14 protein-coding genes are annotated in these 13566 nt (G+C 63.2%); 5 read left to right on the forward strand and 9 right to left on the reverse strand.

Translation table 11 applies throughout. The annotated features are described in order from the left end of the window. Positions 1-54: 54 nt before the first annotated feature. From U4960_RS04160 to U4960_RS04175, 4 genes are all read right to left on the reverse strand, one after another. Positions 55-972 (reverse strand): nucleotidyl transferase AbiEii/AbiGii toxin family protein, encoded by a 918-nt coding sequence (locus U4960_RS04160; protein ID WP_324262322.1) that lies wholly within the window; start codon positions 970-972, stop codon positions 55-57. A 4-nt stretch (positions 973-976) separates the two neighbouring features. Beyond that, positions 977-1765: a type IV toxin-antitoxin system AbiEi family antitoxin domain-containing protein gene (locus U4960_RS04165; protein WP_324262323.1), complete on the reverse strand. Its 789-nt coding sequence runs from the start codon at positions 1763-1765 to the stop codon at positions 977-979. 126 nt (positions 1766-1891) lie between these two features. After that, entirely contained in the window at positions 1892-3100 is a 1209-nt protein-coding gene (locus U4960_RS04170; RefSeq protein ID WP_324262324.1) for a phospholipase D family protein, read from the reverse strand. Positions 3101-3111: 11 nt separating this feature from the next. After that, positions 3112-4023, reverse strand: a complete 912-nt coding sequence (locus U4960_RS04175; RefSeq protein WP_324263173.1) for a type I restriction-modification system subunit M — start codon at positions 4021-4023, stop codon at positions 3112-3114. Between the two features lie 97 nt (positions 4024-4120). On the opposite strand from U4960_RS04175, the gene U4960_RS04180 reads away from it, so the two are divergent. After that, positions 4121-5292 (forward strand): IS3 family transposase gene (locus tag U4960_RS04180; RefSeq protein WP_324262325.1). Its coding sequence is split into 2 segments (ribosomal slippage): positions 4121-4373 and positions 4373-5292, totalling 1173 coding nucleotides; the frame shifts between segments, so codons are not numbered across the junction. 29 nt (positions 5293-5321) lie between these two features. On the opposite strand, the gene U4960_RS04185 is transcribed toward U4960_RS04180, so the two are convergent. From U4960_RS04185 to U4960_RS04205, 5 genes are read right to left on the reverse strand one after another with little or no spacing between them, the layout of a single operon-like run. Further along, on the reverse strand, positions 5322-5921 hold the full coding sequence (locus U4960_RS04185; protein ID WP_324262326.1) for a porin: 600 nt from the start codon (positions 5919-5921) through the stop codon (positions 5322-5324). A gap of 53 nt (positions 5922-5974) precedes the next feature. Continuing rightward, entirely contained in the window at positions 5975-6748 is a 774-nt protein-coding gene (locus U4960_RS04190; RefSeq protein WP_324262327.1) for an alpha/beta hydrolase, read from the reverse strand. Further along, the gene (locus tag U4960_RS04195) at positions 6741-7685 is read right to left on the reverse strand and encodes a hypothetical protein (RefSeq protein WP_324262328.1); all 945 of its coding nucleotides are present in this window, start codon (positions 7683-7685) and stop codon (positions 6741-6743) included. Before U4960_RS04195 ends, U4960_RS04190 begins: the two co-directional genes overlap by 8 nt. A 2-nt stretch (positions 7686-7687) precedes the next feature. Further along, the gene (locus tag U4960_RS04200; protein WP_324262329.1) at positions 7688-8008 is read right to left on the reverse strand and encodes a hypothetical protein; all 321 of its coding nucleotides are present in this window, start codon (positions 8006-8008) and stop codon (positions 7688-7690) included. Positions 8009-8010: 2 nt separating this feature from the next. Next, the gene (locus U4960_RS04205) at positions 8011-8775 is read right to left on the reverse strand and encodes a hypothetical protein (RefSeq protein ID WP_324262330.1); all 765 of its coding nucleotides are present in this window, start codon (positions 8773-8775) and stop codon (positions 8011-8013) included. Positions 8776-8985: 210 nt separating this feature from the next. Between U4960_RS04205 and U4960_RS04210 the strand changes: the two genes are divergently transcribed. From U4960_RS04210 to U4960_RS04225, 4 genes are all read left to right on the forward strand, one after another. Further along, the gene (locus U4960_RS04210; RefSeq protein ID WP_324262331.1) at positions 8986-9918 is read left to right on the forward strand and encodes a hypothetical protein; all 933 of its coding nucleotides are present in this window, start codon (positions 8986-8988) and stop codon (positions 9916-9918) included. 34 nt (positions 9919-9952) lie between these two features. Further along, entirely contained in the window at positions 9953-10669 is a 717-nt protein-coding gene (locus U4960_RS04215) for a 7TM domain-containing protein (RefSeq protein WP_324262332.1), read from the forward strand. Position 10670: 1 nt separating this feature from the next. Further along, the gene (locus U4960_RS04220; protein ID WP_324262333.1) at positions 10671-11660 is read left to right on the forward strand and encodes a sugar-transfer associated ATP-grasp domain-containing protein; all 990 of its coding nucleotides are present in this window, start codon (positions 10671-10673) and stop codon (positions 11658-11660) included. A gap of 141 nt (positions 11661-11801) precedes the next feature. Beyond that, a complete protein-coding gene (locus U4960_RS04225) occupies positions 11802-13550 on the forward strand; it encodes a DEAD/DEAH box helicase (RefSeq protein WP_324262334.1) in 1749 nt (582 codons plus the stop codon). Positions 13551-13566 lie beyond the last annotated feature (16 nt).

A 13566-nucleotide genomic window follows, 5' to 3' on the forward strand; every position in this document is an offset into this window, starting at 1 on the left:
CTTTGGTTCCTTCACGCGTTTGGACATATGGTCAGACGCACAACAAATATTTGCTCATCGAAACAACAATTTTTCCAAGAGATCGGTCAACTCACGCCGCTTTCCGGCAGGTAGTCTGTCTAGGTTGCGTTGCTTCCACATGACGGCGGGCAACTGCCGAGCTTCCGGTATCCCGAGAAGTTCCCAGTCCGGTTCCCCGCGCTTGAAGCCGATAAGAAAACGCCGATGCGCTTCCGGCATGTCGGTCACCATCGCGGCAATGATTGCCTCACGCGCAGCTTCAAGATCGGCAAGGGCGACCGGTTCTTGTGTCATGCCGACGAAGCCGCGCGCGAATTCCTCTGCCATTGGCTTTCGGGTCGGTGCCAGCACTTCGGCCATCGGGCGATTGTGGCTGATGAGATAGACAAGGAATGCGCGCCGAAGTTCGTCGCTTATGCCTTCGTGCGCCAACAGGTCGCGCACGTCGAAAAGATCGCGCGGATGCTGGCGGTCGAGCGCTGCCACAATCTTGCCTGCATAGAGGTCGGCGAAGGACACAACCTGCATTTCAGCAAAGCCGAACTCGTCCTCCACGGTCGGCACCACGGTTGTCACCACGGGATCGTAAACCGTGCCGCGCAGCACCGGCGTAATCTCGATCTTGATCTGAACGCCTCCGGCGCGAACGATTAGCTTCGTGACGATTTTCTCATCCGCCGAGCGGGACGGATTGACCTTCGCGCCGGGGATTCCAGCCTCGATCCGTTCGGCGATCCGCAGCATTGCCGCGTCAATTGCGGCAAGTGATGCGGTGCGGTCCTCGACAGGCAGATATGTCAGGTCGATGTCCACCGACAGGCGCGGCATGTCGCGCACGAACAGGTTGATTGCCGTGCCGCCCTTGAGCGCGAAAGCCTCTTCTTTCGCCACGAATGGAATGGTGCGAATGAGAAGTGCGACCTGCTGCCGGTAGGTTTCGAGAAAGGCCATGAATTCACTGGCCTCCCAGGTCGGACGGCACGGTTATATGGTAAGTGGGGTCTAGCCTGCCGCCTTTGACAAGGACGCGCTTGCCCGATCCGAGATCAACGCGGGGCACGTCGAGCCGGGATCGCCAAGCATGGCGGTGGCGGTCGGCAAAGAACAGGAAAAGCCGCTTCACCTTCACGCTCGCGCACGCTTCCAACAGGGTTTGCAGGCGGCGCGGACTGAGGTCGCTCAGCCCCTCCATCAGAGCGTCAACCTGGTGGAAGCTTTCGCGCTCGGGCAACTCGTCGAGCAATTCCAGCACGGCCCGTTCCTTGCTCGAATATCGGATCGGCAAGTGCATCCCTGCGGCGCTTAACATGACGGGACTCGGCTCTGGTGGTGCATCAGCATCGCCCGGAAACAGCCGTATGCTGTTATGCCACTGGAATTTAACGTCGAGCGGAAGATCAGTTAGCCAGGTCGGGGGTCGCTTCGGCCCGTAGAGGTGGATTTCCTGCACCTGCGCCGAAAGGTAGTGCGCATAGCCCAGTTGTTCGAGCGCCGTGCGTCCGCCAACGGCTAGCGGTAAATTCAGCAAGGTTTGGAGAGATATGACGGCCTGTTGCCATGTCAGCGCCGTTCGCGAACGGCGATAAACGCGCCGCGCCGGGTTATCGAGCCATCCGGCACGAACATACTGGCTGCGGAGCGCCGATGAATAGCCGTGGGCTTCCAGCCACCCAGCATCGGCCAGCAGGCCCTCGGGGAGTTCCTGCTGGAGGCGGTTTAGCTTGTTGTCAGAACGCGTAGCCATGCTTAGCGTTTTGGCATATTTTCAAACCAATGTCGATTTTATAAAATCGTCATTATACTAAGTCTGACTTAGCAGACTGAGGTGGAGTCAAACCATAACTCCTGCTCGCGCACGCCCAACGATCAGTTACACGGCCTCATAGTGGATGGCATCGACTAGCGCTGCACGACAATCCCATGCTTCTGCATCAGCACCTTCAGGACGCGGCGCATTGTACCATTTGGCAAGCCTGATCGGCTCAATCACACGCTCCCAGTAGTTGTCCAGGCTCAACGTGGACGGGGCAAAATGTAGCGCTTCAGCCAAGCTGGCCTTGTTCCCATTGTTGACGCACACGAACACATCTGGCCGTTTCATCGCCAACAATCTTGTCGCGGTTGGGTAGCGCCCGGTCCTTGCGGAGTCTGCGAAAGCTGATTCAAACAACACGCAAAACCGGTCGAAGTCTTCTTCCGTGACGGGGCCTCGGCGCGGGATGCAGTCAATCGCTTTGGCAATCCTGCTATCCTTGTTTGCAATGAGCTTCGTGAAGGAACCGGAGCCCTGCATCGAACCAAACCAGCCGATTTGATACTTTTCCAGCCCGGAATTCGCGACCGCATCCGGGTGCACGATCCCCGCGACCGCTTTCCATTCCGACACGGTCAAAGATTCGAAAGATTGCTCTCTGGCGAAGAGAGTTTGCAGGTAACGCAGGAACTTCATGCGCGTTTCAAAATGATGGTTGGGGTCCTTCCGCGCCTCATGAATGAACGCAGGCCAGCTCATTTTCAGGAGGTCAGAATCGATCCGCTGAAATTCCGCCGTTTCGCTCGGCAGAACCGGAGAAGGCGCGCGGGGGCGGTTGGCTGCAATGTCGGCCTGCCGTCGATAGGCTTCAGCCAGTTGCTTGGTAACCGGCTGACGATGGGGCGCGTATGAATCCAACGTCGCGAGCAGCTCCGCAATTGCCGCCTCGCCGTCATCGCAGGTCAGATGCAAGCAAGCTTCGACATTCGTACCCAGCCCACCCCTCGTGAAGTTAGCACTGCCGACGATGGCATCGACATTTCGGCCTGTCCGGAACAGATAGATTTTTGGATGGAAACACGTCCCGCTTTTCTTGAAAACATAGGTATTGGGCACCTTGCGCAGGGCATCGACGAAATCTGGGTCAGTGGCGCAAAAATCGAGGCCCACGGTGACCGATTTGAATTTGTGTTTGTTCTCAATGAGCTTGTCCGCCACCGGCCCCGCATTCGCCCATGCAACAGCCATGTAGATTTGCTCATGTTTCGGAATCAAACGGAGCAGCGTCTTTCTGAGCGAAGCCGCGTCAAGAACTGAAATCTTCAAACTGCATTCCTTCACGGCAAGAGCGGCCTACCCAGTTCTTTAAGGAACACGTTATGATCGCTGGTCGCTAAGGCGATCTTGTCTTCCGCCGCTGTCAGCCTCTCATGCACTGCATCAAGGTCGATTTCGTCGTCCGCCGTGGCCGTGCTGATGTAGCGCGAGATGTTGAGGTTGAAGTCGTTGCCTTCGATCTCTTCCATGGGCACGCAGCGAGAATAGCGCGTTTCCTCTGTGCGGAATTGATAGGTCGAGACGATTTTCCGAATATGATCTTCGGTCAGGTTGTTCTGCCGTTTGCCCTTTTCGAAATGCTCCGCGGCATTGATGAACAGCACGTCGTCAGGCTTTTTGCACTTCTTCAGGACCAAGATGCACACCGGGATGCCGGTGGAATAGAACAGGTTGGCGGGCAGGCCGATAACGGTGTCGATATGGCCGTCCTTGAGCAGCTTCCTGCGGATTTCAGCTTCCTTACCGCCCCGGAACAGCACACCGTGCGGCAGGATGATGGCCATCACCCCATCGTCCTTGAGGTAGTGAAATCCGTGCAGCAGGAACGCGAAATCAGCGGCGGACTTTGGCGCAAGGCCGTGGTTCTTGAAACGCACATCCTCGCCAAGCGCTTCCGAGGGTTCCCAGCGATAGCTGAACGGTGGATTGGCGACCACGGCATCGAAACGCGGCATCTTGGCCGGGTTCGTTTCGCGCAAAATGTCCCAGTCATTGGTCAGCGTGTCGCCGTGGAAGATCTCGAACTCGGTATCCTTCATCCCGTGCAGTAGCATGTTCATGCGTGCCAGGTTGTAGGTGGTGATGTTCTTTTCCTGCCCGAAAATCTTGCCGATGCCGTGCGTGCCCATGCGGTGGCGCACGTTGAGCAGCAGCGAGCCGGAGCCGCAGGCGAAATCCATAAGGCTGTCCATGTGGACGCGTGGGCCGTTCTTCGGCTCCTGCTGACGTGACCCCCTGATTTTCCTCCAAGTTGGATTAGAGTCCGGCCCTGACAGAAGGACGGACGAGATGAAGAGAACGAGGTTTTCAGAAGAGCAGATCATTGGCGTGCTGAAGGAAGCTGAGGCGGGCGCGAAGACCGCCGACCTGGCTCGGCGGCACGGAGTGTCGGAAGCGACGATCTACAACTGGAAGTCGAAGTATGGCGGGCTGGAGGTGTCCGATGCCCGGCGGCTGAAGGAGCTGGAGAGCGAGAACGCGAAGCTCAAGCGGTTGCTGGCCGATGCGATGCTGGACAAGGCTGCGCTGAAGGATCTTCTGGCAAAAAAGTTCTGACGCCCGCCGCGCAGCGGGAAGCTGTTGCTCATCTCCAGGCCTGCCACGGGATGAGCGAACGGCGGGCGTGCCGTGTCATCGATGCTGATCGCAAGAGCGTGCGCTACCGTTCCACCCGGGACGATGACGTCGATCTGCGTGAGAAGCTGCGCGAGCTGGCCAACCAGCGTCGCCGGTTCGGCTATCGCCGTCTGCACATCCTGCTGCGCCGGGAGGGGATCATGATCAATCGGAAGAAAACCCAGCGGCTCTACAAGGAGGAAGGCCTCGCGGTCAGGCGACGACGCAGCCGCAAGCGTGCTGTAGGCACAAGGGCGCCTGCTCCTGTTCTGGCGTTGCCGAACCAGCGCTGGAGCTTGGACTTCGTGCACGACCAGATGGCCTCAGGCAGGCGGTTCCGGGTGCTCAACGTGGTCGATGACGTGACCAGGGAGTGTCTGGCAGCGGTGCCGGACACCTCGATCTCCGGTCGCCGTGTCGTGCGTGAACTGACCGAGCTGATCGCACAGCGAGGCAAGCCGGGGATGATCGTCAGCGACAACGGAACCGAGCTCACCAGCAACGCCGTGCTGGCATGGTGCGGCGAGATCGGCGTCGAGTGGCATTATATCGCGCCCGGAAGGCCGATGCAGAATGGCTATGTCGAGAGCTTCAACGGTCGCATGCGGGACGAACTGCTCAACGAGACGCTGTTCTTGAGCATGGCCCATGCCCGTGTCGAGATCGCCGCCTGGGTGGATGATTACAACCGGGAGCGACCGCACTCATCGCTTGGCTACGCAACACCGGCGGCGTTCGCCGCCGAACTGGATAAGCAATGGCCTGCTTCGCTACGCCCTACGGGCTCCGCTACGCAGCCCATTGCTTCAACCGCGCTTATGCGCGAAACAACCGCCCGGCTCTAATCCCAGCTGGGGGAAAGCTGGGGGTCACGTCACCGGTCGCGCGGGTCGACCGCGTCGGACCCCTGACGCACTTTCGGCGACCACGAGATGCCGCCACGCAGACCGCCGATCGGGGGGGACAGGTAAATGACCTTGAAAGCATCGCGGGTATCGAGTGCGCGCAGCAAGGCCTGTGTCCCGGCATAGCGGGAAAACTCGCCCCGGACCTGGCCAAGCGCCACCAGCGGTGCGGCAAAGGCAAGGGTATCGGCGGGCCCGTCCTGCTGGCCCACTTCCAGTCGCCCGTAATCGCTTGCCACAAAGCCGTACAATTCGCCGGCCTGGAGCACCTCGCTTTCGCGGCTGCGGTTGGTCTGCTCCAGATTGACCCCGATGACAATTCCGTCCGGCGAGGTCCACTGCGCGTTCAGACGGGCAAACAGGTCCAGTTCCGCGTCGGACGATTTGTCCGATATCCGGTCCTCGTCGAAAGCGCCGACCTGGCCGGCCACACCGCCGGTCAGGCGGATGTCAAACCCGCCTGACTGATATTCCAGCCGCGGAAGCTCGGCCAGGGCCGCCGACGAGCAGCCCAGCGCCAGTGTGGCCGCCGCACTGCGCAGCAAGCCGAATCCGATATTCGAACGCATTCCAATTCCCTCCGTCCAAGCGGTTGATTATCATAAAGTAAGAGATGGATAATCTAGAAAATCGCCTCGGCGACCAGATCGATAAGATTGCCGTTTCGCGCGCAATCGCTGAAATCGTGTGACATCGCGGGTAAGGTCAGCAGCCTGATTCTGGCGGGGCGGCCGTGCATTTTGCCGAATTTCTCGACCGAACTCACCCAGGCCCGGGCCCGCCGCAGGCGGTTGCGCCCCTGATGCTGGAGGATCAGGGCATCCTGCCGCACCGAGGCATCGACCCTGGTGTCGCGATTCCCGACCATGACGGCGGTAGGTATGTCGACAAACCGTGCCTGGACCTGCGGCTGCCCGCTATCGTTTCCTATGCCATAGGGGTAGGGCAGATCAGGAACGGGCATGCAATACCATCCCGCCGAGACCACGCAGAGGCGGGCGACCTTGTCCGGATGGAACATGGCAAACCGGTGCGCCATCTGCGCCCCGCCCGAAAAACCGAACAGCAGGATCCGCTCAACGCCACCGCCCAGTTCGGGCTTCAGGGAGGCAAGCAGGCCGACCAACCCGACATCGGATGGCGTTTCGTCGGCTTTGCGGGTGAGCAGCTGCTGATATTTGCCGAACCTTTCCCGCGTGAACAGGGGGGCAACGATCGTAACCCCCTCAAACGCAGGATGTGCGGCGAACCGGCTCGCGATCTCGGCTGCGTTGCGGCTGATGCCGTGCAATGCCACCAGCACGGGCTGGCCGGCGCGGACATTGGCGAGGAAGCAGTCGGGGACACCCTCGGCGGTCGAAGGCCGGAAGCTGGGGATCGGGGCGGCTCTAGACATCGGACAAGCTCCGTCGGGAATTGCGGTTGGCCGCAGCACCACGCTGCGGCGGGATGGACAGCAGGCGGGCGAGCCGCTCCAGCGCGATTGCCCCACCGAGCCGCGCGTGAAGCGCGCGCGTCCATTCGAGCAGCCGCGCAGCGACAAAGGCGATCAGGGTCAGCGGGCCGGCAATGGCGGCGCCATCAGCGAGGCCAATTGACTGCCACACCACGATCAGTGCTGCGGCCAGCCCGGCAACGGTGGCGGCCGTCTCCATGGCGCCTGCGATTGTTGCGCGTTGTACGGATCGCGAGCCGAGCTGGCCCGAAAGCGCAGCCAGCTTGCGAAAGCCATGCCCTTTCGCCGAGACGGCCCCGGCGAGCTCGGCGCGCACCCGGCGCACCAGGAAACCGTTGAGCTTTCCGCGCTCACGCCGCTGGTGGCGGATTGTCCGCGACAAGGCGCGCGCCATCAGGGCAATCCCGGCCAGACCCGACGCCAGTGCCAGCAAGGCCGGGCGTGCCTGCGGGAGCGATGCGAGAATCCACAATGAGGCAGCCGTGCCTGACAGGGCGCTGGTCCAGAACCTGACCGAACCGCGCAGCGCATAGTTGCGCAGCGCGGCCATGTCATTGACCAGCCCGGTCAGCCAGCGTGCGTCCCCCCCTTCACCCGCATGGCGGGTAACCGCCTGAAACAGCGCCGCACGGCAATCGGTGACGAATGATTGCGCGAACAGCTCCCCTACCCAGCGCTGGGCTACGAGCGCGAGGCCAGCCAGCAGCGCAATGCCGATCGCCACCGGCATCGCTGGCCCGGATAACCAGTCTCCGCTGCTCACGATCCTGTCCAGGGACTGGGCAAACAGGACCATCAGCGCGGCTTCGGTCAGGGCCAGCACCGCCAGTGCGGCGGCCAAGGCTCGCCGGTTGCCATGCAGAAGAGCCGGCGACATGGTCAGGCCGCCTGGACGTCGAGCGGCCTGCTGAAGGCGATGCGCGATACGGCGACCGGATCGCGCAGCTCGGCCAGCGTTGCAACCGCAAGTCCGGTCGCACTGCGCGTTTCGCGCGCTGCAAGGGGTGAGGCGGAGACCAGTCCGGACACCGCGAGCGGCACGATCCCGCGATCCTGAAGCCAGCGACAGCCGAAGGCAGCGCCCATTGCGTCCGCCGCGGCGAACACGAAACCGTCCACCCATCCCTGTGCCGTGGCCTGCTCGACCAGACTGGCAGTTTCGGACTGGAGCAGGCCGTCGGCAATCTCGACAATTCCCACGTCTACCTGTTCCTGCGCCAGACGGGCCAGCAGCGCGCAGGTAATTGCGCCCAGATTGTGGCCGCCACACCGAAGGTCGAGGCATGGCCCGCATCGGTGAAGTCCACTGCCAGTTCTGCCCCGGCATCGCGCATGGTCCACAGGTCACCGCCCGAACCGGTCCCGGTCAGCTTGGCCGCCCCGACCCTGAAACCTGCGCGGGTCAGGCCATGGACCAGCCCTGCCACAGTGGTCGTCTTGCCGGCATTCATCGAACTGCCGACAACGGCGATCACCAGCGGGGGCCGGTCGCTTGCCGGCTGCACGGTGGCAAAGTCCCGAAGGTTCAGGGCGCGGCCGTTTTCTCCGACGAGCACACCGATTACTTCGATGTCGGTCGGGGCCTTCACCGCCGCATGGCGGTTGACGGCCAGCGCGGCCACGCCGCCGCCGGCCACGAGGTGGCAGGGTTCGAGGGATTGCGGGACATAGGCTTCGAACTGGTCCGGAGCATAGCGATTGCCGAAGGCGACAATGATTTCGTCGCCGACATAGAGGTCGCCCCGGCGGCCGTGAATGTTCTCCAGCCGGCGATGCTGACCGAGCCGGATAACCCTGGCGAGGATGAGATCGCCCGGCTCCGGCCGCCAGCCCGAGCGCACCAGCCGGGTCGCTGCGGCCAGGTCGACATTGCGGGTGGTGAAGGCGCGCTTGGCGGCCGTCAGCCGGTCCTGAAGGCGGGCCGACCGGGCGGCGGTATCGATAGAGGTGATTTCCTGAACCAGCATCGTCTGCTCCTGCGTCTTGGTGTTCGCAGTGCAAACGGAACGAGGCCGCCGGTTATTCCCCGGGAATCGCAAAAAAAGGCCTGCAGGGCAGCCCGCAGGAATTTTGCAGACCAGCGGGAATAAGTGCCTGAGCTGCCCCGTTTAGCCTCCCGACACCAGGCCTCGGTGCGATCGGTTCGCGCTCTGGCAGATCTCAGGGAGTAACGCATTGTGACAGACAAGCAGACACGCAGGATCATGGTTCTTGCCGCTATCGCCGTTCCCGTGTTCATCACCGCCGGTGCGGCCCTTGCCGCAGAAGGGCCGGATGGCGAAAGGTCATCCTGGCGGCTCGATCCGTCGCTCACCCTGAGCGGCCGGGTCGTCACGGCAGAGTCCGCCGCCCGCTTCGAGGATGAGACGATCGACGGCACTGCCTGGGCCGTCCGGTTGGCGCCCTCGCTCGAACTGGCGAACGACGACGTCACCCTGACCTTCCGCAATGCGACCACCCGGCTCGAATTCCGCGATGCTGACCGCACTGACCGCTGGCAGAATACCGCGCGGCTGAGCGGCCGTTTTGCTCTCGGCGACGAAAGTTCTGTCACCGTGTTCGGCGAACGGGCCGACAACATGCTGTCGGCCGAATTCAGCCTGACCGACGAGTGGGAGGCAGGCGGCGAATTCGAATATGCGCCGGACAAGTCCAATCGCATCCAGCTGGGAGGAAGCTGGCGGGAGCGCAGCTATGACGACGGCGAGAATTCCAGCGGCCGCGGTCCACGCGTCGATGCCGAATACCGGTACCGTTTCGGGGCAAACCACTACGCCTATCTTCGTGGTCGCTATGACGAGATCTCGTCCGACAATCCCCGCCGGGAGGTAACGCGCTGGCTCGCATCGGCCAGCTACCAGTATCCCCTGGCGCAGGATATCCGGGTCCGCCCGGAAGTGTCTTACCAGAAGCTCGATTATCGCGGTCGCCCGGTCGCGGCCGGAGGCTTCCGCAGTGACAAGGTGCTGAGCCCGGAGCTGACCATTCTCTACAGCCCCGGCCCCTGGCAGGTGTCGGCTGAAGCCCGCTACATTATCCGCAGCTCCACCGATCCGCAGTTCGATCGCTCCGGTTACCGGCTCGCGCTGGAGATGAGCTATGACTTCTGAGCCGGCACGCGCTGCAGCCAGTGCGTTTTTCAGAATGTCCCACCTTCTTGCAGGGCTTGCTCTCGCCGCGTTCCTCGCTGTCGTCTGGGCACTGTTTGACCAGTCGGGCTCGCCGATCACCCGCGCGGTCACGGTTGCGCTGGGCGATCCGGGGCGTGAATGGGAGCTGCCGGGTCTGTACCTCCTGATGGCGCTCCCGACCGGCGCGGTGGTGGTGGTGTTTGTCCGCACGATCCTTGGTTGGCAGACCTTCGGCCTGTTCACGCCGATGTTGCTGGCGCTGGCTTACCTCCAGTCCGGTCCCGTCCTCGGCCCGACAATCTCGACGGCTGCAATCCTAGTCGGGATGGCATCTGCCCCGGTGCTGCGCCTGCTGGAGATGTCGCGTGTCGCATTCCTTGGCGCGCTCATTGCAATCGTGGTCACCGCACTCGGTACGCTCGCGATCAATTTCAACCAGCTGGTCCTGATCAGTGCCTTTCCGGTGGTGGTTACCGCGCTGGTGGTCGAGCGGTGGTGGAATGCCTGGGAATCAGAGGGCGCGAGCAAGGCGATGCGGATGACTGTCACCACGCTTGTCGTCGCGCTTGCGATCCAGTGGATCGTTGCTGCGCCGCCGGTGCTCCACCTTGCGGAAACCGCTCCGCTGGCGCTGCCGGTGATGTCCCTGTTCCTGATGATCCTGCTTGGCCGGTACAAAGGCCTGCGCTTGTCCGAAATCGCGCGGTTCCGCGCAGTGAAAGGAAAGTGATATGCCCATCCTCGGAATGAACCACCGCAACGCCCTGATCCAGCGCTACAATCCGCGCGAGGCGATCAAGCGGGTCAACCAGAAGTTCCAGACCAAGCAGCGGCTCGCCGAAGCGGGGGTCCCGGTCCCGCAGACGCTGGCCCTGATCGAGGATGGCGCACAGCTGACCGCATTCGATTTCGCCAGCCTGCCCGATGCATTCGCCGTCAAGCCCAACCGCGGGCGCCGGGGGGAGGGCGTCATTCTGGTCGATGGACGGACCGACGGCGGCTGGCGCCAGCTGAACGGGGAAACGCTGACCATCGGGGCACTGCGCCGGCATATCGGCCGTATCCATGAAGGCGAGCTGTCGCTTGAAGGCGCTGACAGTGACGCGGCCCTGTTCGAGCCGCTGATCCGCCCGCACCCTGATTTTGCACGGTTGGTGCCCTTCGGCTTGCCGGATATCCGGATCATCTGTCTGGGCGATGCTCCGCTGATGGCGATGACCCGTCTGCCCACGGAAAAATCACGCGGTCGGGCGAACCTCCATCAGGGGGCGGTCGGGGCGGCGCTCGACTTGCGCACCGGCGATATTTTCCGTGCTGTCCTGGGATCGGAAGCCATCGAGCATCATCCCTCGACCGGCGAACGCCTGATCGACCAGCAGATTCCCATGTGGAGCGATGTCATCCGCGCCGCCCGTCGGTGTTCCGCCGCTCTGGAGCTGGGCTATGTCGGTGTGGACCTGGTTATTGACGCAACGGCAGGGGTGCAAGTGCTGGAATGCAATGCCTACCCGGGCCTCGAGATCCAGAACGTCAATGGCGCAGGCCTGGCCGGCCGGATCGAGAAGGTCAGGAGAGCCCGGCAGGGCCGCAGCGTGGCAAGAAATCTGGCGAACCTGGCACCGCAGCCGGGAAGCCTTTACCGGATGCTCGCGCCGCCGGTATTGCCGATCATGAAAGCTGCCATGATGGGGGCATTCCAGCCGAAGGCCACTGCCGTGTGAGGCCAGTCCCGCTGCCGCGCTGCCCTGCGGCAGGGGCAATTCGCCGCGGGATTGCGCCGATTCAGCCTGCCCCATGATCATCGGGCAAGAATGTTTGCACCCAGCAGGTGCGTTCCTGACGAAAGTCGCTATGGAGCGCGAATGCCTTTCCCTCAACTACCGCCAGCCCTTGGCGAAACGCTCGCCACCCGTGGCTATCTTGAACCCACGCCGGTCCAGGCCGCCGTCCTCGAACCCGGCGCTGCCGGCCGCGATCTGCTGGTCTCGGCGCAGACCGGTTCCGGCAAGACGGTTGCCTTCGGCATGGCCATGGCACCTGAACTGCTCGGCACGGACGGGCTGGCCCAACCGGTCAGCCAGCCGGTCGCGCTGGTGATTGCCCCGACGCGCGAACTGGCGTTGCAGGTCAGCCGCGAACTGATGTGGCTCTATGGCACGGCGCGGGTGCGGGTGGCGACCTGTGTCGGCGGAATGGATCCGTCGAAGGAACGCCGCGCGCTGCGCGACGGGCCGCACATCGTCGTCGGCACGCCCGGGCGGCTGCGCGATCACCACGAACGGGGCGCGCTCGACCTTGCCGGCCTGCGCACGATCGTGCTCGATGAAGCCGACGAAATGCTCGACATGGGCTTTCGCGAGGATCTGGAGGAATTGCTCGACGCCACCCCCGAAGGGCGGCGCACCATGCTGTTTTCCGCCACTATTCCGTCGCAGATTGCCGCTCTGGCGCGGCGTTATCAGCGCGATGCCCTGCGCATCTCGACTGTGGGGGACGACCGCGGCCACGGCGATATCACCTATCAGGCGGTGACCGTCAGCCCGGCTGAAATCGAACATGCGGTGGTCAACCTGCTGCGCTTCCACGAAGCCGAAACGGCCATGCTGTTCTGCGCCACGCGCGAGAACGTGCGCCGCCTCCACGCCTTGCTGCAGGAACGCGGCTTTGGGGTCGTTGCCCTCTCGGGTGAGCATTCCCAGTCCGAACGGAACCAGGCCTTGCAGGCCCTGCGGGACCGGCGCGCGCGGGTCTGCGTGGCGACCGACGTGGCCGCGCGCGGCATCGATCTGCCCACGCTGAGCCTGGTCATCCACGTCGAAATTCCGCGCGATGCGGAGACCCTGCAACACCGTTCCGGCCGGACCGGCCGCGCGGGCAAGAAGGGCACGGCGGTGCTGATCGTTCCTTACCAGCGCCGCAAGCGGGTCGAATCGATGCTGCGCGGCGCCCGGGTCGAAGCCCAGTGGATCGATCCCCCCAGCGCCGAGGCGATTCGCCATAACGACCGCCAGCGGCTGCTCGATGCCCTGCTCCAGCCGGTCGATTTCGATGAGGAAGACCGCGCACTGGCGGCCCGTCTGCTGGCCGAGCGCAGCCCCGAGGACATCGCTGCTGCCCTGGTGCGGGCGCATCGCGCCGCCTTGCCGCAGGCCGAGGAACTGGTGGCCAACACGCCCGCAGCCCGCGAAGCGCAGCGTCAGGAGCGGCACCGCCCGGGGTTTGAGGATATTGTCTGGTTCCGGATGGATGTCGGGCGGCGGCAGAACGCCGATGCACGCTGGATCCTGCCGCTGCTTTGCCGCCGCGGGCACATCACCCGCAACGAGATCGGCGCGATCCGGATCGGCCCGGCTGAAACCCATTTCCAGATACCCCGCGCGATTGCCGACAAGTTCGCTGCCGCAGTCTTGCGCACCGTTGGCACCGAAGAGGGCGGTGACATCATGATCGAGGTCGCTACGGAGACGCCGCGCGAAACCGCTCGGCAGCATCGCAAGGCGGGCGGCCCGCAGGAGCGGCATCGCGGCGGACCGGGCGGGCCGGGTGGCCCGGGCGGCGGCCGCAAGGTCTGGCCGAAGAAGCCGCACCGCAAAGGCCCCAAGCCAAATTAGCCAAGCCAAATTAGCG

This window comes from Altererythrobacter sp. H2, from assembly GCF_035319885.1.
Taxonomy (GTDB): Bacteria; Pseudomonadota; Alphaproteobacteria; order Sphingomonadales; family Sphingomonadaceae; genus 34-65-8.